The following is a 25,871-nucleotide window of genomic DNA, read 5'->3' on the forward strand; positions in this document are numbered from 1 at the left end:
ATAAGGTGCGCCAATGGCATCGTGCCCGGAGTGATGAATGAGCGACAAAGACGAGATCGACGTAGAAGACGACTTCGCCAGCCAGGACAGCGACGAAGCCGAAGCGCAAGCACCCGTCGAAACCAGCAAGGCCAACCTCAACAAACGCCGCACCATCGACAACCTGCTCGAGGAGCGCCGCCTGAAGCGCCAGCTGGCGGATTATGATTTCGACCTGTGAGCACCCCTTCACAGTATTCGGTTGCGCTGGGCCAGCTCGATCAGGTCGACCAGCGAGCGAGCATTCAATTTGACCAGTAACCGGGTCTTGTAGGTGCTGATGGTTTTATTGGAAAGGAACATGGTTTCGGCGATTTCCTTGTTCGACCGGCCTCGCGCCAACTGCTGCAGCACGGCCATTTCCCTGGCAGAAAGGCGCTTTACCATCTCCTTTCGCTGACATTGCCCAGGTGCGACCGTACCGAATGCAGTGCCTGGTTGGGAAAGTAGCTGTAGCCCGACAACACCGCCTTGATCGCGCTGAGCAGCTCGGTAAGGTCTTGTCGCTTGCTCACATACCCTGCCGCACCAGCCTGCATGCAACGCATGGAAAAATGCCCAGGCGCCTGCGAGGTCAGCACCAGCACACGGCAGCGCCCTGCCGTGGCCGATGCGTTGAGGCGGTCGATCACCTGCAAACCATCAAGCCTGGGTATGCCAATATCCAGAATCACAAGATCAGGTGAATAATCGCGGGCCAGCTTCAAAGCATCTGCACCGTTGTCGGTTTCCGCCACGACGTCATAGCCATGGCGCTCCATCAACATTCTGACCGCAAGCCGAATGACGGGGTGATCGTCTACGATCAACACTTTATTCATAGTGAATTCACTACCCACACTTTAATCGTTCCTACGATAGCTCAGTGAGGCCTTGGGTTACACCACAGCCTTGTAGCCACATCAGTGCTTGAGAAAATTCCTACTTACTTATAGGAAACTTCCTACAAAGTAATATGCCGCAATAAGTTCTGGTATCCATGGCGTGAACTCCTTTTCGGCATGAATGGTACGAGATCGTCCCACGGCGCCTGTCAAAATTACAATTGAGTGTGTTCTGATAAACACTTTCGAGAAGTACATAAGTACCGGATTGATTCGCTTGGGCAGGGAAGCTAGCGCCATGCATCAAGGACTGGTGAAAAAGGAGGCTCTCAATGGCCAAACTGATTCCAGGGCGCAACCCGCTGGCGCTGATCGCCATCTTCGCTGGCACCATAGAAGCCTCTGCATTGGCTAGCCTGCCGATGCTCAAAGTGCGGAAAAACAAATTTATGTCTGGTTTCTGGTTGGATTTCCACCATTCCTTACACTTTTGTTTTTTATTACTTTGAATTTCAATCATGGAGCGTTGTTTGCACCGGCAAAGGGTACAGGCCCAACCCATGCGGGCAACAACGAAACCGAAATATTTTCTAAAGTCTTGCAGCTCGATTACAACTTCTCCGAGCCGTCAGCGGAGGTGATAAGCGGCGCATCCAGAGCGCTGGAGCTGATATTTCAGCAACAATCCAGAAGCCCAGCAAAATGCAGAACTTTGAGAATCGATATTCACGCCTAAGGCATGATTGGAAGGCATGAACAGTAAAATTTTTTTACTGAAAAAGAAAACCCGGCCAAAGCCGGGTTTTCCATGTTGCCAAGGCTCGTCAGAAGAAGCTGCGGCCCTTGTTCGCTGCGATGCGCATGCGCAATGCGTTGAGCTTGATGAAGCCTGCTGCATCTGCCTGATCGTAAGCGCCACCATCCTCCTCGAAGGTCGCGATGTTCGCGTCGAACAGCGAGTCATCGGATTTGCGGCCCACCACGATCACATTGCCCTTGTACAGCTTCAGGCGCACAACACCATTTACGTTGGCCTGCGAAGCATCGATCATCTGCTGCAACATTACTCGCTCAGGGCTCCACCAGTAACCGGTGTAGATCAGGCTCGCGTAACGGGCCATGAGCTCATCCTTCAGGTGAGCCACTTCGCGGTCGAGAGTGATGGACTCGATCGCACGGTGAGCGCGCAGCATGATGGTGCCGCCGGGGGTTTCATAGCAGCCGCGCGACTTCATGCCGACATAGCGGTTCTCGACGATGTCGAGGCGGCCGATGCCGTTTTCGCCACCGATGCGGTTGAGCGTGGCCAGCACGGTCGCCGGGGACATTTCCACATCGTCCAGCGCAACGATGTCGCCGTTGCGGTAGGTGGGCTCCAGGTAGGTCGGGGTGTCCGGGGCCTTCTCCGGGAGACGGTCCAGCGCCACATGTCTTCTTCGTGCTCGGTCCAGGTGTCTTCCAGCACACCGCCTTCATAGGAGATGTGCAGCAGGTTGGCGTCCATCGAATACGGGATTTCTTCTTGCCGTGGCGCTCGTATCGGAATGCCGTGCTTCTCGGCATAGTCCATGAGCTTCTCACGCGAGAGCAGGTCCCACTCACGCCAGGGCGCAATCACCTTCACGCCGGGCTTGAGCGCATAGGCACCGAGCTCGAAACGCACCTGATCGTTGCCTTTACCGGTAGCACCGTGGGAAATGGCATCAGCGCCGGTCTCATTGGCGATCTCGATCAGGCGCTTGGCGATCAGCGGGCGCGCGATGGAGGTACCGAGCAGGTATTCACCTTCGTATACGGTATTGGCGCGGAACATCGGGAACACGAAGTCACGGACGAATTCTTCGCGCAGGTCGTCGATGTAGACTTCCTTCACACCCATTGCCTGCGCCTTGGCGCGAGCCGGCTCGACTTCCTCGCCCTGGCCCAGGTCTGCGGTGAATGTCACCACTTCACAGTTGTAGGTGTCCTGCAGCCACTTCAGGATCACTGAAGTGTCCAGGCCGCCGGAATACGCCAGAACGACCTTGTTTACGTCCGCCATGCCATCACTCCACGGGGGTTATCCGAAAACCTCGGATTCTACTCCCGATGGCCATTCATTTATAGGGGCGCGACAGCAAATGTTGTGAAGGCGACGTAACAGTCAGGCTTTAGGTTTCGCAGGCACTGCTGTTGGCGTCGAAGGCGCAGCCGCGGGCGCAGGGGCTGGCGCCGCGGGTGTGGCAGCGGGCGCTGGCGCAGGGGCTGGCGCCGCGGGTGTGGCAGCGGGCGCTGGCGCCGCCACCGGGGCAGGCACGGTCACTCGATCAAGCTGGATATTCACCCGGCGGTTGCGCGCGCGATTGGCAGGCGAGTTATCGGGCACCAATGGGTATCGCTCCCCATGAAAACGCACCACGATCTGCGACTCAGGGACGCCATGCTGGGTCAGGTAGTCCGACACTGCCATCGCGCGGCGGCGCGACAGTTCGCGATTGCTCAGGCGGTTCCCGCTGTTGTCGGAATGGCCGTCCAGCTCGATGTGGTTCACGCTCGGGTCGGCCTTCAGATACGCCAGCACCGTATCGAGGCGCTTGCGGCCCGCTGCATCCAGTTCAGTGCCCGATGGAAACGGGATCTGGCTCATGCGTACCTGATCGAAGTTCATCGGCAGCAGCTTCACGGTGCACGCCTGAAAGTCCGCCAGCGCCTGGTTGAAGCGAACCGGCAACACACGGACCTCCATAGGCCCACCCGTTTCGCCGGAAAACACCCGCACCACCACACTGCGGCCTTCCATCAAGCCATTGAACAGGCCGCTGGCCTGGCTCTGGCTACTGCTCAGCAGAGTTTCACCACTGCTCAACCTGACCGAACCCAGGTTGACATCGGAGCGCCCGGGTTGCCAGGCGGCTGCAGCGGCCAGAAGGCTGGCCGAGCCGTTCCCCAGTGCCGTGCTGTTGGAATGCAACTGAAATACTGCCTTTTCACCGGCGCGGCGTACGAACTCGCCCGTACCGAACTCAGCGATCGGTTGCGACAGCCGACACTCGAACACGTCACCCTCAACCTTCCATTGCACGTTCTCAAGGCGCGTCTGGAAGTGAATGCCATGGCGGGCCCGGCGCTCGAAAGCGCAAGCGAGCAAGGTCAGGTAGGCGAGGCAAGGCTTGCGCACGGCAGGCTCCGAGAGTTAACGATCTACAGGGGGGTATCGGTCAGGCTGGCTGAAACTCGATAGCGGATGCCGGCCGCAGCCATTTCCGGTAGCATTCCTGTCCAGTTCGCCCCCAGGATTTCCCCATGACCGACCGCCTTTCCCTCCTGCGCCCCGACGACTGGCACATCCACCTGCGTGACGGGGCTGCCCTGCCCCATACCGTGGCCGATGCAGCTCGCACCTTCGGCCGCGCGATCATCATGCCCAACCTGGTGCCACCGGTACGCAATGCCGCCCAGGCCGACGATTATCGCCAGCGGATCCTGGCCGCTCGGCCTGCGGGCAGCCGCTTCGAGCCGTTGATGGTGCTGTACCTCACCGACCGCACCAGCCCAGAGGATATCCGCGCGGCCAAGGCCAGCGGGTTCGTGTATGCCGCCAAGCTCTACCCGGCAGGCGCCACCACCAACTCCGATTCCGGCGTAACGTCGCTTGAGCTGATCTACCCGGCGCTCGAGGCCATGGCAGAGGTGGGCATGCTGCTGCTGGTGCACGGCGAAGTCACCCAGGCGCATATCGACGTATTCGACCGTGAGAAAGTGTTCATCGACCAGCACCTGCGGCCTGTGGTCGAGCGCTTCCCGAACCTGAAGGTGGTCTTCGAACACATCACCACAGCTGATGCTGCCCAGTTCGTCAGCGAAGCATCGGCGAATGTCGGCGCGACCATCACCGCGCATCACTTGCTGTATAACCGCAACCACATGCTGGTGGGTGGCATCCGGCCGCACTTCTACTGCCTGCCGATCCTCAAGCGCAACACGCACCAGGAAGCGCTGCTCGATGCCGCCACCGGTGGCGACTCCAGATTCTTCCTGGGTACCGACTCGGCGCCCCATGCCAGGCACGCCAAGGAAGCCGCTTGCGGTTGCGCCGGCTGCTACACCGCTTACGCGGCCATCGAGCTGTACGCCGAAGCGTTCGAGCAGCGCAACGCGCTGGACAAGCTCGAAGGCTTTGCGAGCCGGCACGGCCCGGCTTTCGATGGCCTGCCCGCCAATCAGGATCGCATCACCCTGGTAAAAGAAGAATCGACTGCCCCGGCCGTGTTGCCGCTGGGTGATCGCGAGGTGGTTCCGCTGCGTGCGGGCGAAACGCTGCGCTGGAAACTGCTGGAGGCTGGCGCGTGAGCGAAGATATGTACGAAGAAGATATGGACCTTCCACAATCGGCGGCCCGCGCCACCCGATGGCAGCTCGCTTTCGTGGCTACCTGCCAGTAGTGATCGACGTCGAAACCGGCGGGTTCAACAGCGCAACCGATGCGCTGCTGGAAATTGCCGCTACTTCGATCGGCATGGACGAAAAAGGCTTCCTGTTCCCCGAGCACACCTGGTTCTTCCGCGTCGAGCCCTTCGAAGGTGCCAACATTGAGGCCGCTGCGCTGGAGTTCACCGGCATCAAGCTCGACCACCCGCTGCGCATGGCGGTCAGCGAAGAAAGCGCTTTGACCGACATCTTCCGCGGGTGCGCAAGGCACTCAAGGCCAACGGTTGCAAACGGGCCATCCTGGTCGGCCACAACAGCAGCTTCGACCTGGGCTTCCTGAACGCTGCCGTCGCGCGCAACGATCTCAAACGCAATCCGTTTCACCCCTTTTCGAGTTTCGATACTGCAACGCTCGCGGGCCTCGCCTACGGCCAGACCGTACTGGCCAAGGCGTGCCAGAGCGCCGACATCGATTTCGACGGGCGTGAAGCGCACTCGGCGCGCTATGACACCGAAAAGACCGCAGAGCTGTTCTGCGGCATCGTCAATCGCTGGAAAAACCTGGGCGGCTGGCGCGACCCGGCGCTGTGAATGTTTGCCCTGGCGACCGCTCGTCTCCGAAGCGAAACCGCCGGGGCATTCTTCTTCGACACGCATTCTCATTACCATTAGTATCCCGGCATCAATCGATCACAGCGATGGTTTCAGCGCTATGTATGTTTGCCTCTGCCAGGGTGTTACCGACGGTCAAATTCGCGAAGCCATCTGATGAAGGCTGCTGCAGCTACCGTGAAGTTCGCGACGCCACCGGCGTAGGCACCCAATGCGGCAAGTGCGCATGCCTGGCAAAGGAAGTGGTTCGCGATACGCTCGCTAAGGTGCAGACTGCGCACGTAGTGAACGCGGCTTACAGCACTGAATTCACAGCTGCCTGATCGCGCAAAATCTCGAAAACCGGGCAATGCCCGGTTTTTTTATGCCTGAAATTCAACGAGTTAGCGCCGCGACGCGAGACACAAACATTCTTATTCCCATTAAAATTCACTTATTATTCAATTACTTAGGTTTGACAGCCCGGCAGGGGCGGCGCACACTTTCGCCCATAGACCACGCATACGGACCGGGCCCCTCTCATGAAAGGCGACATCAGCGTCATTCGGCACCTCAATATCATCCTCGGCAACGAGCTGATCGCGATCAACCAGTACTTCCTGCACGCACGCATGTATGAAGATTGGGGCCTGAACAAGCTCGGCAAGCACGAGTACCGTGAATCCATCGACGAGATGAAGCACGCCGACAAGCTCATCAAGCGCATCCTGTTCCTGGAAGGCCTGCCGAACCTGCAAGAGCTGGGCAAGCTGCTGATCGGTGAAAATACCAAGGAAATGCTCGAGTGCGACCTGAGGCTTGAGCAGAAGGGCCTGGCGGACCTCAAGGCAGCCATCGCACACTGCGAACAGGTTGGCGACTTCGGCAGCCGTGACATGCTCGAAGAGATCCTCGAGTCTGAAGAAGAACATATCGACTGGCTCGAAACCCAACTGGGCCTGATCGAGAAGATTGGCCTGGAGAATTATCTGCAGTCGGCCATGGGTGAAGAAGATCACTGATCCGCACCATTGAAAAAGCCCCGCCCATCGATGATGGCGCGGGGCTTTTTTATACCTGAAGCATCAGGCTTCGGCGGCGTTGGCCTTGGCGGCGGCATCCTTGATCAGGGTTTGCAGCTCACCTTTTTCGAACATTTCCAGCACGATGTCACTGCCACCGACCAGCTCACCGCCAACCCACAGCTGCGGGAAGGTAGGCCAGTTGGCATACTTTGGCAGGTTGGCCCGGATTTCGGGATTTTGCAGGATATCGACATAGGCGAACTTCTCGCCGCACCCCATCACCGCCTGCGAAGCGCGAGCGGAGAAACCGCACTGAGGGGCGTTGGGCGAGCCTTTCATGTACAGCAGGATAGTGTTCTTGGCGATCTGGTCTTTGATGGTTTCGATGATGTCCATGGGGCCCTCTCGGCTGGAACGGTAATTCGCGACACGGTGCGGCATTGTAACGGAAAGCCGAGTGCAATGCTTGGGCATTGCCCGGGCAGTCAGGAGCTGAAGGGCACCACTGGCGGCGGCCCGAGCAGTTGGATCTCGGTGATCGTCTCGACCTCTTCCTGCCCTACCTGCACGCCTGTCATGTTGCCGATCAGCTCCCAGTGACCGTCGAGCTCGCCACTGATGGTCGCCATGCGGTCAATCATGCGCCGGCCGGCATTGCGCGTAACCTCGTCGTCGCTGCGCAGCAACTCGAACGACATCGATGTCATCGCTGCGGTCAGATGGGTCAGCGTGCGGGCGGTCAGGCCCAGCAGCTCCATCAATTGTTGTTCCTTCGCTTCCATTGCGTGGCTCCGTGTCACCTGTGGATGCATTATTGCCCACGTCCAGGGTTTGTGGAATGGCGCTACTGACGAATAAAACACCCCTCTTGCGGGCAGGTGCCGATAGGCAACCGACCCCACCGGGTTTACGCGAGTTCAGGGCAACGGGCCCCGTTCAGGATCAGCGGTGGCTACCGCATGGCATGCAATCAGGCAGAGGAATGAGCAACGATGCCGCAGTCGTCAGGGCTCAAAAAAGAAAACGGACGCCTGAAAAGCCTGGAAATACACTACACACTTGAAACTACGCGACATTTTTTTATAGCATCGCGTCTTTCCCCCTGTACTTTGCCGCCTGATGCGGCCGTCACCCTGACCCTCGCGAGGCAGCTGTGATGCAATAAAGGTAGTCAATGATGAGCGCCAGGCACTTTCTCTCCCTGATGGACCTCACGCCGGATGAACTCTCGGCCGTGATCCGCCGAGGAGTAGCGCTCAAGCAACTGCGAAAGCAAGGCACTCTGTTCGAGCCTTTGAAGGGCAGGGTGCTGGGCATGATCTTCGAAAAGGCTTCCACCCGTACCCGGCTGTCGTTCGAGACGGGCATGATCCAACTGGGCGGCCAGGCGATCTTCCTTTCCAGCCGCGACACCCAGCTGGGCCGTGGAGAGCCGGTGCGCGACTCGGCGATCGTGATGTCGAGCATGCTCGACGCTGTGATGATCCGCACGTTCGCCCATGACAACGTCACCGAATTCGCAGAGCACTCCAGGGTGCCGGTGATCAACGGGCTGTCCGACGATCTTCACCCCTGCCAGTTGCTGGCCGACATGCAGACCTTCTTCGAGCACCGTGGCGTGATCGCGGGCAAGACCGTCGCCTGGATCGGCGATGGCAACAACGTCTGCAATACCTACATCGAGGCTGCCATCCAGTTCGGTTTCAACTTGCGTATCGCCTGCCCCGAGGGGTATGACCCCAACCCGCGTTTCATGGAACTCGCCGGGGACCGCGCGCGTATCGTCCGCGACCCCCATGAAGCAGTGGCCGGGGCGCATCTGGTCAGCACCGATGTCTGGACGTCCATGGGCCAGGAAGAGGAAACCGCACAACGCCTGGCACGCTTCGCGCCTTATCAGGTGAACAAGGCCCTGCTCGACAAGGCAGCCAGCGACGTCCTGTTCATGCATTGCCTGCCGGCACACTGGGGCGAAGAGATTGCCGATGAACTGTTCGGCGACCCTCGCTCGGTGGTCTGGGACCAGGCTGAAAACCGCCTGCACGCACAGAAAGCGCTGCTGGAGCTGCTGGTGCAGCCAGGCTATCGCCCCGCATGACTGAGCCGCTGCTCACGCTCGAACGTGTCGCCTGCGGCTACGCCGAGCAGGCGGTCGTGCAGGGCTTGAGCCTTTCACTTCAACCGGGCGAGATCGGATGCCTGCTGGGCCCTTCGGGCTGCGGTAAAACCACGACATTGCGCGCTATCGCAGGCTTCGAGCCACTGGCGAGCGGGCAGATTCACCTCGCCGGCCGCTGCCTGGCGCGCGACAGTTACAGCCTGGCGCCCGAGCAGCGCCAGATAGGCATGGTGTTTCAGGACTACGCGCTGTTCCCTCATCTTTCGGTCGCTGAAAACATCGCGTTCGGCCTCACCCGTGGGCCTGAAGCTGTGCAAAGGGTCAATGAACTGCTGGAGCGCGTGAACCTTGCCGGCCTGGGCGCACGCCGGCCACATGAGCTGTCCGGCGGCCAGCAACAGCGAGTCGCGTTGGCACGCGCACTGGCGCCCTCCCCTCGCTTGCTGCTGCTCGACGAACCCTTCTCCAACCTGGACGTAGAACTGCGCCGCCGCCTGAGCCTGGAGGTGCGTGGGCTGCTCAAGGCCCAAGGCATCGCGGCCATGCTCGTGACCCATGACCAGGAAGAAGCCTTCGCGGTGAGCGACAAGGTAGGGGTGATGCGCCATGGCGTTCTGGAGCAGTGGGCGACACCTGCCGAGCTTTATCAGCAGCCTGCCACACCGTGGGTCGCAAGGTTTGTGGGCCAAGGCTACTTCGTGCCTGGCCAGGTTCGTGGCAGCTGCCTGGAGACTGAACTCGGCGCCATCTCACTGCCTGGCGGCAGGTGGGCTGAAGGCAGCACCCTGCACCTGCTGCTACGCCCTGAGCACCTGATGGTGGGCGCACAGGATGGCTTGCCCTGTACGGTTGTGCACAGCTACTTCCAAGGTGCACATACCGCTTTTCGCCTGCGTACGCCTGGCGGCCTTGAGCTGGAAGCGCTATTGCCCTCGGGCGTATCGGCCCCGCCCGGCACCTGCTTGCCGCTGGCGCGCCAGCCGCTGACCGCCGTAGTGTTCAGCGGCATCAGTTGAGCGCTGCAACCAGCCTCCCGTGCGCCACCAGCGTCGCATGCCCGCCAATCCAGACCCGCTCACCCTGCACCCGGCACCATAATTCCCCGCCACGTGCAGAGACCTGCCGCGCGTGCAGGCTGTTCTTGCTGAGCCGGGAGGCCCAATAAGGGGCCAGCGCCCGGTGCGCCGAACCGGTCACCGGGTCTTCCGGGATGCCTAGCCGGGGGCAAAACAGCGGGAAACGAAATCGCATTGAGCCCCCCGCGCGGTGATGGTCACACCAGGCCACCCCAATTGCGCGACAGCGTTCATGTCTGGCCGGCAATAGCGCACGGCATCTTCTGACTCGAGCACCACCAACAAATCACTGCCTGCCAGCACATCCACCACATCAATACCGAGTGCACGTTGCACGGTCAGCGACACGCCTTCTTCCTGCAGTGGGTCGACGGACATTTCCAGCCAGAGCCGGCCCTCGTCGTAGGTCACCGGAAGCGGCCCGCTGGCACTGTCGAACAACAAAGTGCCCTCCGTGACGCCGCCCACCGTACGCAGCACGTGCGCAGCCGCGAGCGTGGCATGGCCGCACAGCGGCACTTCTGTCAGCGGAGTGAACCAGCGAATTCGCCAGCCCCCGGCCTGAGCCACGATGAAGGCGGTTTCGGCAAGGTTGTGCTCATTGGCGATCCGCTGCATCTGCGCATCCGGCAGCCAGGCATCCAAGCGGTAGACAATTGCCGAATTGCCGGCGAAGGGCCGGTCACTGAATGCATCGACCTGAAAGTAATCCAATGCCATGGCAATCCCTCGAATAGCACTGTGCTTGAGGGTAGCTTATGGCCGCCCAATAGTGGCGAACTGGCCTTGGGTGTGTTCTGCCAGCACCTGCGCAGCCAGTTCCACCTCAAGGCCCCGGCGGCCGGCGCTCACATGAATAGTGGCAAAGGCTTGGGAGCTGCTGTCGATGAACGTACGCAGGCGTTTCTTCTGGCCCAACGGGCTGATACCGCCGACCAGGTAACCGCTGCTGCGCTGCGCCGCGGCAGGGTCGGCCATGTCGCACTTCTTCGCGCCGGCCGCTTGAGCCAGCGCTTTGAGGTCAAGCGAGCCTTGCACTGGCACCACAGCCACCAGCAACTCGCCCCGTTCGGTAGCTGCCAGTAAGGTCTTGAACACCTGGGCCGGGTCCAGGCCCAGCTTTTCAGCCGCCTCCAGGCCATAAGACGCCACTTTCGGATCGTGGCTGTAGCTGTGCACGCGGTGTTCGGCGCGGGCTTTTTTCAAAAGGTCCAGAGCAGGCGTCATCGGCAACGAGTCCTTGGCCGGAGGGCAATGAGCGGCATTTTACCCTTTGGCATGAAAACGAAGAAATTTGTTCGCTTTCGACCTTTGACATTATCATTTCATGTCTATATTTTTTCGTTTGTGAATATCGCGCCCAGGCCAGGCTTTCCCCTGCGCGCCGGCAGCGTCGCCAAGGCGCAACAACAACAAAAACGAGGTGAGGGATGTCACACGCATTGTTCAAACCGACACTGGCGGGCCAGTGCCTGGCCGAGTTTCTGGGCACAGCCCTGCTTATATTTTTCGGCACCGGCTGCGTCGCAGCGCTCAAAGTCGCTGGCGCAAGCTTCGGCCTCTGGGAAATCAGCATCATCTGGGGGGTCGGCGTCAGCATGGCGATCTACCTCACCGCAGGCGTCTCGGGCGCTCATCTCAATCCGGCTGTCAGCATCGCACTGTGCCTGTTCGCAGGGTTCGAGCGGCACAAATTGCCCTTCTACATCATCGCTCAGGTGGCCGGCGCTTTTTGTGGTGCGGCATTAGTGTATCTGCTCTACAGCAGCCTGTTCTTCGAATACGAAAACGCTCACCACATCGTGCGCGGCGCTGCGTCCAGCCTGGAGTTGGCAGCCGTGTTCTCCACCTACCCACACCCTGCTCTGTCGTTCGGCCAGGCCTTCGCGGTCGAGGTGATCATCACCGCGATCCTGATGGGCGTGATCATGGCCCTTACCGATGACAACAACGGCTTGCCTCGCGGTGCGCTTGCGCCTCTGCTGATCGGCTTGCTGATCGCCGTTATCGGCAGCGCGATGGGCCCGCTCACCGGTTTCGCGATGAACCCCGCACGTGATTTCGGTCCCAAACTCATGACCTTCTTCGCCGGCTGGGGCGAAATCGCCTTTACCGGCGGCCGTTCGATCCCGTATTTCCTGGTGCCGATCTTCGCCCCCATCGTCGGCGCCTGCCTGGGCGCTGTGGCCTACCGCGTGCTGATCGCGCGCCAGTTGGTGCCAGGCAACGCTCCAGAACCCTCTACTGTCGAAAACAACAAGGAGGCCAACGCTCGCGCCTGAGGCGCAGCGCTGGCCACATACCCTACAAGAAGAAGGCAAACGCCATGACCGACAAGCAATACATCATCGCCCTCGACCAGGGCACCACCAGTTCCCGTGCGATCATCTTCGACCGCGACGCCAACGTCGTAGGCGTATCCCAGCGCGAATTCACCCAGCATTACCCGCAACCGGGCTGGGTCGAGCATGACGCGATGGAAATCTTTGCGACCCAGAGCGGCACCATGGTCGAGGCACTGGCACAGGCCAGCATCAGCCACGCCCAGGTAGCGGCGATCGGCATCACCAACCAGCGCGAAACCGTGGTGGTGTGGGACAAGGAAACGGGCCGGCCGATCCACAACGCCGTGGTATGGCAGTGTCGCCGCAGCGCCGGCATCTGCGACCAGCTCAAACGCGATGGCATGCAGGATTACATCCGCGACACCACGGGCCTGGTGATCGACCCTTACTTCTCCGGCACCAAGGTCAAGTGGATCCTCGACAACGTCGAGGGCAGCCGTGAACGCGCCCAGCGCGGCGAGTTGCTGTTCGGCACCATCGATACCTGGCTGATCTGGAAATTCACCGGCGGCAAGGTTCACGTTACCGACTACACCAACGCTTCACGCACCATGATGTTCAACATCCACACACTGCAATGGGACAAGCGCATGCTCGATGTGCTGGGCGTCCCTGAGCAGATGCTGCCCGAGGTGCGCAGCTCCTCGGAGGTGTACGGCCAGACCAAGAGCGGCATCGATGTCGCAGGCATCGCAGGCGATCAGCAGGCAGCGTTGTTCGGCCAGATGTGCGTAGCACCCGGCCAGGCGAAGAACACCTACGGCACCGGCTGCTTCTTGCTGATGAACACCGGCAGCGAAGCGGTCACCTCGCGCCACGGCCTGATCACCACCCTGGCCTGCGGCCCGCGTGGCGAGGTGGCCTATGCCCTGGAAGGCGCGGTATTCAACGGCGGCTCCACCGTGCAGTGGCTGCGCGATGAGCTCAAGATGGTCAACGACGCCTTCGACACCGAATACTTCGCCACCAAGGTCAAGGACACCAATGGCGTGTACCTGGTACCAGCCTTCACCGGCCTGGGCGCGCCTTACTGGGACCCCTGATGCACGCGGCGCGCTGTTCGGCCTGACCCGTGGCGTGAAGGTGGACCACATGATCCGCGCGGCCCTGGAGTCGATCGCCTACCAGACTCGCGATGTGCTGGAAGCCATGCAGCAGGATGCCGGCCAGCCGCTGGAGGCCTTGCGGGTCGACGGCGGTGCAGTGGCCAACAACTTCCTGATGCAGTTCCAGGCCGACATCCTCGGCACACGTGTGGAGCGCCCGAAAATGCGCGAAACCACGGCGCTGGGCGCGGCCTATCTCGCTGGCTTGGCAGTGGGCTTCTGGAGCAGCCTCGACGAGCTGCGCGAGAAGGCAGTGATCGAACGTGAGTTCGAGCCTCAGCTCGAAGCCAGCGAGAAAGAGAAGCTGTACAAAGGCTGGAAACAAGCTGTGAGCCGCACCCAGGGCTGGGCTGCCCCTGAGGCGTGATCCACTGAACCTGCGGCGCTCACAGGGCGCCGCCACCCGCCCGGCCCTGCATCGCAGGCCGGGTTTTTTGCGCCTGAGCGCAGCGAGAGCGGCCAGCCTCGCGTCAGCCTTTCAGAGAAGGCGTACGCGGCGGAGCCTGCCGGCGCTGACCAGTCGCTTCGAATGCGCTGGCATACCGCAGCAGGTTCGAATCGTCATAAGCGCGGCCGGCGAAGGTCAGGCCCACCGGCATGCCGATGTCGGCCATTACGCCCATGGGCACGGTGACCGTTGGCACGCCCAGATGGCGAATGGCGAGATTGCCGTTGGCGACCCATACGCCATTGCTCCAGGCGATATCCGCAGCGGCTGGGTCTACATCTGCATTGGCGGGTGCGACATCGGCCACGGTCGGAAAAACAACCGCGTCCAGCCCCTGGGCCTGCATCCAGTCTTCGAGGTCGAGCTGGCGCGTGCGCTCAAGCCCGCGCAGCCCGTCGGGCAGGGTCTCGATCTGATCCCACGGCACGATGCCCCGTTCGGCCATGCGCACGTATTCGTCCATGCCTGCGGCCAGGTCGCCCTCACGGTTAGGCAGCGTGCCGGGGTCGTGGGGGAAGATCAGCTCGCCCTTCACATCGGCCAGGCGATTCAGCGCAGGGTCACCGTTGGCACGCAGGAAGTCGTCGAAGCCCCAGGCGCTCAGAGCCCAGAGTTCATCGTTGAGGAAAGCTTCGCTGACCAGGCCGCGGTTGAACACAGTAGGCGCGCCGGGGCGATCGCCTTCGCAGTTCGAGACCAGCGGAAAATCGGTTTCGACCACTTCGGCACCAGCGGCGAGCAAGGCAGCGCGTGCTCGCTCCCACAACGCGATAACGCTGGCGCGCGTATGAATGCGCTGGCCGGTGGGCCCGCCGATGCCAGGGTTGGTTGAGGTGCCGGCGGCCTCGTCGCGGTTGATGAACATGCGTGGCACCGCGAAACGCTTGCCAGCCAGGCTGGACGGGCCTGCCTTGAGCTCGGCGTAGCTTGCCGGGCGCACCTGCTCCACGGTCGGCAGCGCGACCCAGGGCTGCAAACGCCATAGATCGCCGCGCGGGTCAGGGTCCGGCGCGACGATCACCTCCAGCACCTCCAACAAGTCGGCCATGCTGCGCGCATAAGGCACCACCACGTCCATCGTCGGCGTCAACGGCCAGTTGCCGCGCACCGAAATTACGCCCCGCGAAGGGGTGTAGGCGCACAAGCCGTTGTTCGAAGCAGGCCCACGGCCGCTCGACCAGGTTTCCTCGGCCATGCCGAAGGCGGCGAAGCTGGCAGCGGTCGCAGTGCCGGCACCATTGGAGGAGCCCGAGGCGAAGGGCGCAGTCAGGTAGGCTGCGTTGTAGGGGCTCTCGGCGCGACCATAAACTCCACGCTGCATGCCGCCATTGGCCATCGGCGGCATGTTGGTCTTGCCCAGGCAAATGGCACCGGCCTGGCGCAGCCTCTGGATAGTGAACGCATCGCGCTGGGCGACCAGATGCTCGAATGCCGGGCTGCCAGAAGCGGCGGTCAGGCCCTTGACCAGGTAGCTGTCCTTGGCTGTATAGGGAATGCCGTCCAGCGGGCCGAGGCATTCGCCGCGGGCACGGCGGGCATCGGAGGCGCGCGCCTCGGCCAGAGCATCGGGATTACGCACCACAATGGCATTGAGCGCCGTGGCCGTACCGGCCAGATCAAAAGCGTCGATGCGCGCCAGATAGGCTTCGACCAGTTGCACCGCAGTCGCCTGGCCGCTTTCGAGGGCCTGGCGCAACTGGGCGATGGAGGCTTCTGTAACTTCGATCATTGGACTGTGCCCCTTGCTCATCAACGCGGGCCGGCCGCGTTCGCCAGCGGCGCCAGGCCCGACAATGTAAAAGGCCATTGTGGCCATTTCGATGCTTTGAACCGATGTGCGCTTTCGACCAGATTGCCCACCAGCTCAACGCTTGAAGTGCATCACCGCATCCGAGAACCGCTGGCAGGCCTGCTCGGTCAGCGCAACGGCGCGGTACAGTGAACGGCCTTCGCCATCACGCACGATCAGCTTGCAACGGCCCTGGCGAGCCTTGTACAGATCGACCTTGCTCACTTGGCTGAAATACACCTGCACCTGGAGGTTACGCGCAACACCCTTGCGTGGCACAGCCGCCCCCTCGCCTGCCGGCCTGGCGTAAAGCGGCCCGCTGGCGTATCCGAAATATTCAGTCGTAACGAAGGTCTGGTCGGGAGCACGCTTGCCCGGCAACCCTTGCAACACCTGCAACATCGCCGCACGGGCCTCTTCGTCACCGATGGGCGCAGGGGCGTGGTCGATTGCCCGGCTCCCGCAACCGGCCAGCATCAATACGGCCAGGCCCACAATCCATGATTTCATCCTTCGCTCCTTGGTCTATCGAAGGGCGCGAAGGATACCGGCTCACCGGCTCAAAGGCCACGCTTGGCGCGGTAGGCTCGGCAGGCGTCACCGAATGCCTGGAACAGCTTGATCGACACCGGGTTGCTGGCGGCCAGCCATTCCGGGTGCCACTGCACCGCAAGCAGGAAAGAGGCAAGGTTTTCGCCACCGAACGCCTCGATCACACCGTCCGGGGCCCGGCCAAGCACCTGCAAGCCTTCGGCCAGGCGGTCAATGCCCTGGCCATGCAGGTGAGTTCACGCGAATCTCGCTGCTGCCCATAGCCTCGGCCAGCCACGAATTGGCTGCCAGGGCCACACCGTGGCTGTACACCGTACTGTTCGGCAACCGAGGCATCGGGGTTTTCGCGGTGATCCATCACCCCGGGCTGGGCGTAAAGCTTTTGATGGATATTCCCGCCCAACGCCACGTTGATTTCCTGCATGCCGCGGCAGATACCGAACAGCGGGACCTGGCCGTCCAGCGCGGCGCGTATCAAAGGCAGGTCGAAGTTGTCGCGGTCGCGGTCCTGAGGTTTTTCCGGCGTGAGGTTTTCCTGGCCATAGTGGGCCGGGTCGATGTTGGAACCCGCGCCGGTCAGGTAGACGCCATCAGCCAGGGCCAGGTACTGCTCAAGGTCATCGATGCCGCAGCAGGTGGGCACCAGCAGCGGTACGCAGCCGGCCAGCTCGACCAATGGCGTGATGTATTTGTGGGTCATCACCTGGTACGGATGGCCTTTGCGCTCCTGCGCCCCCATGGTCATGAGCACGACCGGTTTGTTACGCGAAGCTGTTGCACTGGTCACGATGGCACCGCCAAGGCTTGTTGTTTGTAGAATATCTCAATCGAAGCGATGAGATAATCGCTCTTCAAGGGCCTATTTTGGCCATTGCCTCGATCAGATGTAAACATTACTAAACAAAACGCCCAGTGGCCGGCAAATATTCCCTCGCATAAACACCAAGCCCCGAAGGGCGTGTGCCGTTCGGGGCTTGGTGATGTAACAGCAAGGCTGCCTATTTGGCCACGGGCATGGCGAACTCGGCGCCTTTCTCGATGCTTTCGGGCCAGCGCTGCATGATCGACTTCTGCTTGGTATAGAAGCGCACGCCCTCACTGCCATAAGCATGCATGTCGCCGAACAGGCTCTTCTTCCAGCCGCCGAAGCCGTGCCAGGCCATGGGTACAGGGATTGGCACGTTGATGCCGACCATGCCCACCTCGATCCGTCGCGAGAACTCACGGGCGATGTTGCCATCACGGGTAAAGCAGCTCACGCCATTGCCGAACTCATGTTCGTTGATCAAGCGCACCGCTTCGCTGAAGTCCGGTACCCGTACGCACGCCAGCACCGGGCCGAAGATTTCTTCGCGGTAGATGGCCATCTCCGGAGTGACGTGGTCGAACAGAGTCGCGCCGAGCCAGAAACCGTTCTCAAGGCCCGCTTCGGTTGGCTTGAAGCCGCGGCCATCCACCACCAGGCTGGCACCGGCATCCACACCTTTCTGGATATGGCCGGTAATGCGTTCGTGCGCAGCACGGCTTACGATCGGGCCCATTTCGGCCTTGAGGTCGCGGCCATCAGTGATGCGCAGCTCGGCGGCACGGCGGGCCAGCTCCTGAACGACCTTGTCGGCCACATCACCCACCAGCACTGCCACCGAAATCGCCATGCAGCGCTCGCCGGCACTGCCGTATGCGGCGCCCATGAGTGCATCGACCGTTTTCTCGACGTCTGCGTCGGGCATCACCACCATGTGGTTCTTCGCCCCGCCCAGGCCTTGCACGCGTTTGCCGTGGCGAGCGCCCGTCTCGTAGATGTACTGAGCGATCGGCGTCGAGCCGACGAAGCTGAGGGCCTTGACGTGCGGGTGTTCCAGCAGTGCATCGACGGCAACCTTGTCACCCTGCACCACATTGAATACGCCCTTGGGCAAGCCGGCCTCGCGCAACAGCTCGGCCATGAACAGCGACGCGCTCGGGTCGGTCGGGCTGGGCTTGAGCACGAAGGTGTTACCGGCAGCGATGGCGATCGGGTACATCCACATCGGTACCATCACCGGGAAATTGAACGGCGTCACACCCGCTACCACGCCCAGAGGCTGGCGCACCGTCCAGTTGTCGATACCGCGCGACACCTGGTCGGTGTGGTCTCCCTTGAGCAGGTGTGGAATGCCACAGGCGAACTCCAGAATGTCGATGCCACGTTCCACCTCGCCTTGTGCGTCGGTGAACACCTTGCCGTGCTCAGCGGTGATGATGCGCGCCAGGTCGTCCTTGCGCTCCTGCAGCAGCTGCAGGTAACGGAACAGCACCCGTGCACGGCGGATGGGCGGGGTCTCGCTCCACTCTGGAAACGCAGCACGCGCAGCGGCCACGGCCTGATCGACGGTTTCAGCGCTGCCCAACGCAACACGCCCGGTCACCTCGCCGGTGGCGGGGTTGCAGACGTCCTGATAGTGGTCGCCTCCGCTTACGCGGGCGTCGTCGATGTAATGCTCGATGGTGGTGCTCATGGCGAGTTTCTCTCTGTTATTGACTGGCAATGCCCCACCATAGCTTTGGTTTTTGTTCTTAACGAGAGCAGAATGCAGAACTCATTGTCTGCATCAGAGAACAATAAGCCGATGGAGCATATGCAAATCGAGGGCCTCTGGTCTCACATCCACTGGCTGGCGGTGCTGGAGGAACAGGGCACCTATACCGCAGCCGCTGCACGCCTGGGCGTGAGCAAGTCGGTAGTGAGCCAGAAAATCAGCGACCTGGAACGGGCCACCGGTACTCGCCTGGTGACCCGCACCACACGCAGCGTGCGGCTGACCGAGGCAGGCAGCACACTCACGCGCGAGGTGCGTGGCGCCTACGCCCACATCGAACAGAGCTTTCGCGCAGTACGCGATTCCGCTGGTGCCGTCGCCGGCCTGTTGCGCCTGACCGCGCCTGTCGCCTTCGCCCGCCAGCAGTTGGTGCCACATCTGGCGGGCTTCTTCGCCGCGTATCCGCAGGTGCGGATACAGCTGGATGTCTCCGATGCGCTCAGCTCCATTGCCGCGCAAGGCTACGACCTGGCCGTTCGCCACAGTTTTCAGGTGCCCGACACCCATGTCGCCTGGAAGTTGTGCGATACCGCCTCGGTGCTGGTAGCCAGCGCGCAATACCTGGCCCGTCATGGCGAGCCGGCCTCCCCACAGGCGCTGAGCGTGCACAATTGTCTTTACTATCCGCGCGGCGTCGACCAACCCGCGTGGACGTTCGAACGTGCGGCGGCAGGCCCTGGTGAAGATGCCGAGCGGGTCACTGTGCCCATCAGCGGAAGTTTTGCCACCAACAACAGCGAAGCGCTGCGCGATGCGGCCCTCAACGATATCGGCATTGCCCTGCTGCCGGACTTCAGCGCCCCATGCCGCCTTGGCCAGCGGCAGCCTGCGGCAGGTGCTGCCGGGGTGGGGAACTGAGGGGAGCCTTTGCCGGGGAGATCCACCTGATCAGGCCCTACTCGCCTCAGGTGCCGCGTGCGGTGACGGCGTTGGTGGGGCTGTTGCGGGAGAAACTGGGGGGCGGATTTTCAGTTCCGGATTGATATCTATAAAACTTGACACAAAATACGAGGCCTTCAGGTTTTACGGGCGGCTCGTTCCGACAGAAAATGGCAGCGACCCAGTTGCCCATCATTTCGGCAAGAACGAGCCTCCCATGCACGAGCACTCTCACTCCAATGCCCTGGACGTCATGAACATGATCGATTTCAAACAGGCTATTCAGACTGCCATTGAAAAAGTAGGTGAACTCGTACCCTCTGCCCAGAGCCCGGTGCTTGAGGAGGCTGTCATTTCCGAGGACGACAAGGTTTATGAGATCACCCTCAGTTACAACGTCGACGGGCCGCCACCAGCAAGCGGAGCGGCCCAGGCAGCGCTGGCAGGCCTTGCCGGGCTGTTGGCGCACCGCAGAGAGTTTCGGGTGTTCATGATCGATAAACAAAGCGGAGATTTCAGGGGTTTTCGCAGATGCAAGGAGGGCAAATGAGTGCCGCGCAGAACATCCTTGGTGCTGGACACGAATCTTTTCGTACTTATTGCTATCGGCGCAGTTGAGGGAGGCCGTCACATCAGGAACTCCGACCGCTTGGGCAAGTACAGTATTCAAGACTACGAAAAGGCTGTATCGGTGCTTGGCACGTTCGACGAAGCGTACATAACGCCCTACATCGCAGCCGAGCTGAGTAACTTGATTGACCTGACCGGCTATGCCAGAACCCTGGCGTTCAGCATCATCGCAGAGTTGACTGCGACCCAGTTCAAATGCATTTCAGTGGACGTATCGCGGGATTTCCAATCACCGCTTATCGACATCTTCGGCCTGGCCGATTGTTCGCTCATTTCCTTGGCCCGCGAGCATGTGATTTTTACGAACGACCACCGCTTGGCTGCGGCGCTCTATAAATATGCGCCCCAACACACCTTGGCGTTTCATTGCGAAAGCTGGAAATAGCGGAGGGGAAGTACTCGGCTGAAGCGTTGGGCACGATCACATCGGAAAAAACGAAAACCCCTGGATTCTTATCGAATACCAGGGGCTTACGTTGAATCGAAAGTGGCGGTGAAGAAGGGATTTGAACCCTTGATACAGTTTCCTGTATACACACTTTCCAGGCGTGCTCCTTCGACCACTCGGACACTTCACCGGGTTCGGCACAGGCTTGCTGTGCCGAGGCGCGCTAATGTAGTCGAAAGCGGCATTGATGGCAAAGGTTTTTTTGCAGAATTTTCATGCGCTTAACCAGTGGGCCAATCGCGGACCCGTGACCGGGTGGTCAGCCTTGGTGCTTTACCTGGGCGCCGGCGATGGGTAACGTCACGCACCACCCTGCCCCGGAACGGACGCACTGCCCATGACCGACCTGATCGATTACCGCCTCAACGACGGCATCGCCACCTTGATGCTCAACAACGGCAAGGTCAACGCGCTGTCGCCCGAGGTGATCGCCGCTTTCAACCACTGCCTTGACCGCGCCGAAGCTGATAACGCCGTGGTGCTGGTCACCGGCCAGGCCGGGGTGTTTTCCGGCGGCTACGACCTCAAGGTCATGAGCGCAGGCATGGCCCAGGCCACCGAGCTGGTGGCCAGTGGCTCGGCACTGGCGCGCAGGCTGTTGGCGTTCCCGGCACCAGTGGTGATGGCCTGCAGTGGCCACGCGATCGCCAAGGGCGCCTTCCTCCTGCTGTGCGCCGATTACCGCGTCGGTATAGAAGGCCCGTTCCAGATCGGCCTGAACGAGGTGATGATCGGTATGACCATGCACCATGCAGGCATCACGCTGGCACGCTCACGCCTGCAGGCGGCGGCGTTCGAGCGCGCGGTGAACAGATGCCGAGATGTTCAACCCGCAAGCGGCGGTGGCGGCGGGCTTTCTCGATGAGGTGGTGGAGCCGGCTCGCTTCCAGGACCGCGCCGAGGAGGTGGCCCTCGAACTCTCGCACCTCAACCGCAAGGCACACGCATCGACCAAGCGTAAAGTGCGCAAGGCCTTGCTCGAAGAGCTCGACCGCGCCATCGCCCTGGACCGCGAGCAACTGCTTACGGCCTGAAGCACGCCCTTCATTTGCCGACGGCGGCGCGCGACCGTACACTCGCTGCCTTAAGCACAAAGGTATGGCGCGCAATGCTTTATTTGCTCCGCATGGTCCTGGTGGGCCTGAATTTTCTCTTCGTCGGCTTCGTCGGGCTGATCATCGGTGTTCTGCGGCCGTTCAACCCGGACGACAATCGCCTGTTCGGGCGCCTGTACAGCCACCCTGCCTTGCGTATCCTCGGCCTGAAACTCGAAGCTGAAGTCGGCCCCTTGCATGACCAGCCCCCTGGATGCGTGATCATTGCCAACCACCAATCCAACTGGGATCTGTTCCTGCTTGGCACCGTCGTGCCCCGCCGCATGGCCTGCATCGGCAAGAAGAGCCTGAAGTGGGTGCCATTTTTCGGCCAGCTGTTCTGGCTGGGCGGCAACGTACTGCTCAACCGCGAAAACGCCTACCAGGCCCGCCGTGCTCTGCAAACCACCTCCCGCGTGCTGGCCGAACAGAACACTTCGATCTGGATTTTCCCCGAAGGTACACGCAACCCCGGTGAGACCTTGCTGCCGTTCAAAAAGGGGCGTTTCAGATGGCCATCGAGGCCGGCGTGCCCATCGTGCCCTTGTGTGTAAGCCGCTACAGCGGCCGCCTGAACTTCAACCGCTGGCACAGCGGTGAACTGCGCGTGCGGTCCCTGCCGCCGATCCCGACCCAAGGCCTGACCAGCAAGGACGTACCCGAGTTGATGGCCCGCTGCCGCGGAACAAATGCAATTCTGCATCGATCATCTTTCAAGCCCGGCACCGCAGAACTCCGCCGCGCCTGCCCAATCATAAGCTCATCACATAAAAAGGCCGTGCCAGCATGGGCAGAGTGGTCGCCTCGGCGGTGTATGCCGCCGGCAAAAAGCTTCGTGACATTCCAATAGACCAAGCCAGGCAATGGACTGAAGAGCCGGGTCATTTCGTATGGATAGGTGTGGAAGAGGCCGACGCGGCAATCCTGGCCACGCTGCAAGGGCAATTCAAACTGCACGAGCTGGCCATCGAGGATGCGCTGGAGCGCCACAGCCGGCCCAAGCTTGAGACTTTCGGCGATGCGCTGTTCATCGTGACCTACTCGCCCGTCCGCGAGAACGGCGTGCTGGTGTTCATTGAAACCCATATCTTCGCCGGCAAAGGCTATGTGGTGACCTGCCGCAACGGCCACTCGGCCTCCTATGCGCAGGTTCGCCAGCGCTGCGAGGCCCGCCCGCTGCTGCTGGACCATGGCGAAGACTTCGTGCTCTACGCCCTGCTCGACTTCGTGACCGAGTGCTACCACCCGGTCGCCGAAGCGATCATCAGGAAATCGAGGTGCTCGAGCGCCAGGTGCTGTCACGTCACCCGCCCGAAGACGATATTCGCCAATTGCACCAACTGCGCCGCGAGCTATTGCGCCTGGGCCGCTACCTGGCGCCGATGGTGGAGATCAGCGAAGAACTGCAACGGCTGACGTTCCCCTTCATCGACAAGAACATGCGGCCTTACTTTCGTGACGTGCAAATTCATGTGAGCAGGCAGATGGAAGACCTGGCCGGCGCACGCGACATCGCCGGGCAAACCATCGAGATCGGCATGCTGCTGGAGTCCGCGCGGCAGAGCATCACCCAGCGCAAGTTCGCAGCATGGGCCGCCATCCTGGCGCTACCCACGGCGATCGCCGGTATCTACGGCATGAATTTCCAGTACATGCCCGAGCTCAACTGGCATTACGGCTACTTCACCGTATTAGGTGTAATAGGCGGTGGCTGTTGCGGGCTTTATGTGATCTTCAAGCGCTCTGGCTGGCTTTAGCCTTGCCCTGTGCCACAAAACGCATCATCCACTCGGCCACCGTGGCACCATCGTGGTCGTGCGCGAGGCTGTCCATCGCTGCGGCATAGACGCCATCACCCAAGTGCATCTGGCGCAGTTCCAGCAGTGCGCGGGAGTAATCGTGTACAAATTCCGGGTGGCCCTGGAAGCACAGCACCTGGTCGTTGAGCTGGTAGGCGGCGAAAGGGCAGAACGCGCTGGAAGCGACCACGGTCGCCCCCTCTGGCAGTTCGGTGACCTGGTCCTGGTGGCTGATCAGCAGGGTCAGGCCTTCGGCGGCAGGCGTCATCCACTCGCTCGGCTCACCCACAGTGTAGCGGTGCGTACCCACACCCCAACCCTGATGCGCCCGTTCGGCCTTGCCGCCCAGCGTCAGCGCCAATAGCTGATGGCCGAAGCAGATACCCAGCAATTTGGCGCCCTCGGCATAGCGCGCCAATAAGAAAGCTTTCAATGGCGCAATCCAGGGATCGCTGCCGAACGAATCGGCCTTGCTGCCTGTGACCAGATAGGCATCGTACCGCTCGCCCGCTGCGGGGTATTGGCCATCGACCACGTTGAAGATCTCGAACTCGGCAGGAATCGGCTGGCGCTGGAACAGCCGCGTGAACATATGGCCATAGCCCTGGTAACGCTCCACCAACTCCGGGCGGATATGGTCAGTTTCCAGGATGCAGATTCGCAATGGCATGAACGACCTCTCAGATTAGCGGGCGGGCCCCGTGCAGAAACCGCCAAAGCCTGCAACGAAAGCGACGCGCTGGCAAGGGCTGACGAACGGTCAGCCGGCAAGCCTGGCTGCATGCGGGGCTCTAGCTGGCGAGCGGCATTGCATCGGGCAACGGTTCCATACGACTTTGGCATGAAAAAAGCTATTAGAGCGTACAAACCGCTCTAAGCTTTTTACTGATTCGTGCTTACAGTAAAGAGGGTAAGGGCCACATACACGGGGGCCTGCGACACGTTATGCATCATGCCCCGCGCACGCGGCCCAGAATGGATGGGCCTGTACTGCCGGGCAATAACAACAATGAAAGGCATGCAGCCATGTTCAGACATCCCAAAATTCGCCAGGCGAGCTTAATCGTTTTCGCTACCACGTTGGTGTTGATCCTCCCCAACCTGGGGCGTTGGTTCGGCTGAACGCCACCCACTTAAAAGGCCGGCGAAGCCGGCCTTGAAAACAGCGCAGTCAGGCGTTGAGCTTGCGCACCCGCTGCTTTACTCCCCAACCCTCGAACTCCCCTCCCAGTGGCCTTACCACCTTGGAGAAGTCGTGCTCGAACTCATCGATCCCGTCATAGGTCGCGAACATCAGCCGCGACAGCTCAAGGTGCCACCCGCCTTCTCACGCTCACGAACCTGCGCATTGAGCGACTCTCCACGGAACTGGCCCGCAGCAGCGCGAGCGGTGTCTTCATCGGGGAAGGTGGCATAGAACTCGATGGGGTGAATGCTGGCGAAATCGAAACCGCCTTCTTTCATGCGGCGCAATACTGCGGTGCTGACGTCTTCGGAATAGGCATTGCTCATGAAACGTCCTCCCAAGTTGCGATGGATTGGGCGTTGCGCGTTCCGTGGGCCTCCTGTTACGACGTTCGTGGCAGGGCTTGTGATGCGAGGTGTGAGGTGTGTGTGCATTGCGGTGTGCGAATGATGTGTTGGCAAACAGGCCTGGAGCACACCCAGGCCTGCCTTCACTGTAGCTGTAACCGGCTCAGGCGGCTATCTCCTGAATGGACGTGATCTCACCCCATTCTGCTCCTCCAGCCATTTGGCGGTAGGGGCTGTCACCCGGCCTTCGAAATCATTGAGGTCGGCTTTTTCGATCACCGGAAACAAATGTGCTCGGATCGCCAACGCAGCCTCTTCAGCGCTGGGGCACTGCTCGGAGCGAATCGGCAGGCGGGTGGGTACGCCTTTTTGATCAACGAAGGTGATCTCCCACTCTTTCATTGGCATCTCCCTCCACAGGATGATGGTGGACAGCGCCCGAGGTGGCAGCTGTTGCCCTACTCTTGACCCATGCGCCGCACTGGTTGTTCCAGCGCCGTATAGACGCAGGGGCGGCATGCGATGGAAGGCGGGAAATATCCTCGTGCCGCCGCTTGCGCCACGCCTGCCGCGTCACTACCTTAGCGC

General features: G+C 61.0%; 19 protein-coding genes, 1 tRNA gene and 11 pseudogenes. 16 read left to right on the forward strand and 15 right to left on the reverse strand.

The window, feature by feature from the left end; all coding sequences use genetic code 11:
• Window positions 1-37 precede the first annotated feature (37 nt).
• The gene (locus LN139_RS14690; protein WP_236354633.1) at window positions 38-220 is read left to right on the forward strand and encodes a PA3496 family putative envelope integrity protein; all 183 of its coding nucleotides are present in this window, start codon (window positions 38-40) and stop codon (window positions 218-220) included.
• Between the two features lie 8 nt (window positions 221-228).
• Here the strand turns inward: LN139_RS14690 and LN139_RS14695 are convergent.
• A pseudogene (locus LN139_RS14695) lies at window positions 229-860 on the reverse strand (response regulator).
• Window positions 861-1,195: 335 nt separating this feature from the next.
• On the opposite strand from LN139_RS14695, the gene LN139_RS14700 reads away from it, so the two are divergent.
• Window positions 1,196-1,372: a hypothetical protein gene (locus LN139_RS14700; protein ID WP_442964322.1), complete on the forward strand. Its 177-nt coding sequence runs from the start codon at window positions 1,196-1,198 to the stop codon at window positions 1,370-1,372.
• A 315-nt stretch (window positions 1,373-1,687) separates the two neighbouring features.
• On the opposite strand, the pseudogene LN139_RS14705 reads toward LN139_RS14700, so the two are convergent.
• Together LN139_RS14705 and LN139_RS14710 are read right to left on the reverse strand one after the other, a co-directional pair.
• Window positions 1,688-2,904, reverse strand: a pseudogene (locus LN139_RS14705) (argininosuccinate synthase).
• Window positions 2,905-3,006: 102 nt separating this feature from the next.
• Window positions 3,007-4,020, reverse strand: a complete 1,014-nt coding sequence (locus LN139_RS14710) for an OmpA family protein (protein WP_442964323.1) — start codon at window positions 4,018-4,020, stop codon at window positions 3,007-3,009.
• Between the two features lie 125 nt (window positions 4,021-4,145).
• On the opposite strand from LN139_RS14710, the gene pyrC reads away from it, so the two are divergent.
• The 4 genes and pseudogenes from pyrC (at window position 4,146) to bfr (ending at window position 6,883) form a co-directional block, all read left to right on the forward strand.
• Window positions 4,146-5,192: a dihydroorotase gene (gene pyrC, locus LN139_RS14715; protein WP_236354635.1), complete on the forward strand. Its 1,047-nt coding sequence runs from the start codon at window positions 4,146-4,148 to the stop codon at window positions 5,190-5,192.
• A gap of 8 nt (window positions 5,193-5,200) precedes the next feature.
• A pseudogene (gene rnt / locus LN139_RS14720) lies at window positions 5,201-5,861 on the forward strand (ribonuclease T).
• 121 nt (window positions 5,862-5,982) lie between these two features.
• A pseudogene (locus tag LN139_RS14725) lies at window positions 5,983-6,205 on the forward strand (bacterioferritin-associated ferredoxin).
• 198 nt (window positions 6,206-6,403) lie between these two features.
• Window positions 6,404-6,883: a bacterioferritin gene (bfr, locus tag LN139_RS14730; RefSeq protein ID WP_236354643.1), complete on the forward strand. Its 480-nt coding sequence runs from the start codon at window positions 6,404-6,406 to the stop codon at window positions 6,881-6,883.
• Window positions 6,884-6,946: 63 nt separating this feature from the next.
• On the opposite strand, the gene grxD is transcribed toward bfr, so the two are convergent.
• Window positions 6,947-7,282 carry a Grx4 family monothiol glutaredoxin gene (grxD, locus tag LN139_RS14735; RefSeq protein ID WP_236354645.1) on the reverse strand — a complete coding sequence of 112 codons (336 nt, stop codon included), beginning with the start codon at window positions 7,280-7,282 and terminating at the stop codon, window positions 6,947-6,949.
• Window positions 7,283-7,371: 89 nt separating this feature from the next.
• Window positions 7,372-7,668, reverse strand: coding sequence for a hypothetical protein (locus LN139_RS14740; RefSeq protein WP_236354647.1), 297 nt, complete (start codon window positions 7,666-7,668; stop codon window positions 7,372-7,374).
• 395 nt (window positions 7,669-8,063) lie between these two features.
• Between LN139_RS14740 and argF the strand changes: the two genes are divergently transcribed.
• Window positions 8,064-8,984: an ornithine carbamoyltransferase gene (argF, locus tag LN139_RS14745; protein WP_236354649.1), complete on the forward strand. Its 921-nt coding sequence runs from the start codon at window positions 8,064-8,066 to the stop codon at window positions 8,982-8,984.
• Window positions 8,981-10,021 carry an ABC transporter ATP-binding protein gene (locus LN139_RS14750; protein ID WP_236354651.1) on the forward strand — a complete coding sequence of 347 codons (1,041 nt, stop codon included), beginning with the start codon at window positions 8,981-8,983 and terminating at the stop codon, window positions 10,019-10,021. Before argF ends, LN139_RS14750 begins: the two co-directional genes overlap by 4 nt.
• Here the strand turns inward: LN139_RS14750 and LN139_RS14760 are convergent.
• Both LN139_RS14760 and ybaK read right to left on the reverse strand, forming a co-directional pair.
• Window positions 10,014-10,801: pseudogene (locus tag LN139_RS14760) on the reverse strand (PhzF family phenazine biosynthesis protein). The gene LN139_RS14750 and the pseudogene LN139_RS14760 overlap by 8 nt on opposite strands.
• Before the next feature lie 36 nt (window positions 10,802-10,837).
• Entirely contained in the window at window positions 10,838-11,308 is a 471-nt protein-coding gene (gene ybaK, locus LN139_RS14765) for a Cys-tRNA(Pro) deacylase (RefSeq protein WP_236354665.1), read from the reverse strand.
• A gap of 203 nt (window positions 11,309-11,511) precedes the next feature.
• On the opposite strand from ybaK, the gene LN139_RS14770 reads away from it, so the two are divergent.
• Together LN139_RS14770 and glpK are read left to right on the forward strand one after the other, a co-directional pair.
• Window positions 11,512-12,363: an MIP/aquaporin family protein gene (locus LN139_RS14770; RefSeq protein WP_236354668.1), complete on the forward strand. Its 852-nt coding sequence runs from the start codon at window positions 11,512-11,514 to the stop codon at window positions 12,361-12,363.
• Between the two features lie 44 nt (window positions 12,364-12,407).
• Window positions 12,408-13,899, forward strand: a pseudogene (gene glpK / locus LN139_RS14775) (glycerol kinase GlpK).
• 103 nt (window positions 13,900-14,002) lie between these two features.
• Here the strand turns inward: glpK and LN139_RS14780 are convergent.
• The 4 genes and pseudogenes from LN139_RS14780 to LN139_RS14795 all read right to left on the reverse strand — a co-directional run bounded on the left by LN139_RS14780 (window position 14,003) and on the right by LN139_RS14795 (window position 18,819).
• Window positions 14,003-15,709, reverse strand: a complete 1,707-nt coding sequence (locus LN139_RS14780; protein WP_236354671.1) for an amidase — start codon at window positions 15,707-15,709, stop codon at window positions 14,003-14,005.
• Window positions 15,710-15,844: 135 nt separating this feature from the next.
• Window positions 15,845-16,279: a hypothetical protein gene (locus LN139_RS14785; protein WP_236354672.1), complete on the reverse strand. Its 435-nt coding sequence runs from the start codon at window positions 16,277-16,279 to the stop codon at window positions 15,845-15,847.
• A gap of 50 nt (window positions 16,280-16,329) precedes the next feature.
• Window positions 16,330-17,066, reverse strand: a pseudogene (locus LN139_RS14790) (gamma-glutamyl-gamma-aminobutyrate hydrolase family protein).
• A gap of 253 nt (window positions 17,067-17,319) precedes the next feature.
• Window positions 17,320-18,819 (reverse strand): CoA-acylating methylmalonate-semialdehyde dehydrogenase, encoded by a 1,500-nt coding sequence (locus tag LN139_RS14795; RefSeq protein ID WP_236354673.1) that lies wholly within the window; start codon window positions 18,817-18,819, stop codon window positions 17,320-17,322.
• Between the two features lie 111 nt (window positions 18,820-18,930).
• Here LN139_RS14795 and LN139_RS14800 point away from each other — a divergent pair.
• The 3 genes and pseudogenes from LN139_RS14800 to LN139_RS14810 all read left to right on the forward strand — a co-directional run bounded on the left by LN139_RS14800 (window position 18,931) and on the right by LN139_RS14810 (window position 20,794).
• A pseudogene (locus LN139_RS14800) lies at window positions 18,931-19,883 on the forward strand (LysR family transcriptional regulator).
• A 113-nt stretch (window positions 19,884-19,996) separates the two neighbouring features.
• Window positions 19,997-20,329 (forward strand): hypothetical protein, encoded by a 333-nt coding sequence (locus LN139_RS14805; protein ID WP_236354675.1) that lies wholly within the window; start codon window positions 19,997-19,999, stop codon window positions 20,327-20,329.
• Window positions 20,330-20,794, forward strand: coding sequence for a hypothetical protein (locus tag LN139_RS14810; RefSeq protein ID WP_236354679.1), 465 nt, complete (start codon window positions 20,330-20,332; stop codon window positions 20,792-20,794).
• 103 nt (window positions 20,795-20,897) lie between these two features.
• On the opposite strand, the gene LN139_RS14815 is transcribed toward LN139_RS14810, so the two are convergent.
• Window positions 20,898-20,987: transfer RNA gene (locus tag LN139_RS14815), tRNA-Ser, on the reverse strand.
• Window positions 20,988-21,194: 207 nt separating this feature from the next.
• Between LN139_RS14815 and LN139_RS14820 the strand changes: the two are divergent.
• From LN139_RS14820 to LN139_RS14830, 3 genes and pseudogenes are all read left to right on the forward strand, one after another.
• Window positions 21,195-21,891, forward strand: a pseudogene (locus LN139_RS14820) (crotonase/enoyl-CoA hydratase family protein).
• A gap of 74 nt (window positions 21,892-21,965) precedes the next feature.
• The gene (locus tag LN139_RS14825; protein WP_442964324.1) at window positions 21,966-22,505 is read left to right on the forward strand and encodes a lysophospholipid acyltransferase family protein; all 540 of its coding nucleotides are present in this window, start codon (window positions 21,966-21,968) and stop codon (window positions 22,503-22,505) included.
• A 232-nt stretch (window positions 22,506-22,737) separates the two neighbouring features.
• A pseudogene (locus tag LN139_RS14830) lies at window positions 22,738-23,708 on the forward strand (magnesium and cobalt transport protein CorA).
• On the opposite strand, the gene LN139_RS14835 reads toward LN139_RS14830, so the two are convergent.
• The 3 genes and pseudogenes from LN139_RS14835 to LN139_RS14845 all read right to left on the reverse strand — a co-directional run bounded on the left by LN139_RS14835 (window position 23,686) and on the right by LN139_RS14845 (window position 25,685).
• Window positions 23,686-24,420, reverse strand: coding sequence for an amidotransferase (locus tag LN139_RS14835; RefSeq protein WP_236354682.1), 735 nt, complete (start codon window positions 24,418-24,420; stop codon window positions 23,686-23,688). The pseudogene LN139_RS14830 and the gene LN139_RS14835 sit on opposite strands and share 23 nt — an antisense overlap.
• A gap of 501 nt (window positions 24,421-24,921) precedes the next feature.
• Window positions 24,922-25,262: pseudogene (locus LN139_RS14840) on the reverse strand (ribonuclease E inhibitor RraB).
• A gap of 192 nt (window positions 25,263-25,454) precedes the next feature.
• On the reverse strand, window positions 25,455-25,685 hold the full coding sequence (locus tag LN139_RS14845; RefSeq protein ID WP_236354687.1) for a hypothetical protein: 231 nt from the start codon (window positions 25,683-25,685) through the stop codon (window positions 25,455-25,457).
• Between the last annotated feature and the right edge of the window lie 186 nt (window positions 25,686-25,871).

Origin of the sequence: Pseudomonas sp. KNUC1026 (assembly GCF_021650705.1) — a bacterium.
Lineage (GTDB): Bacteria > Pseudomonadota > Gammaproteobacteria > Pseudomonadales > Pseudomonadaceae > Aquipseudomonas.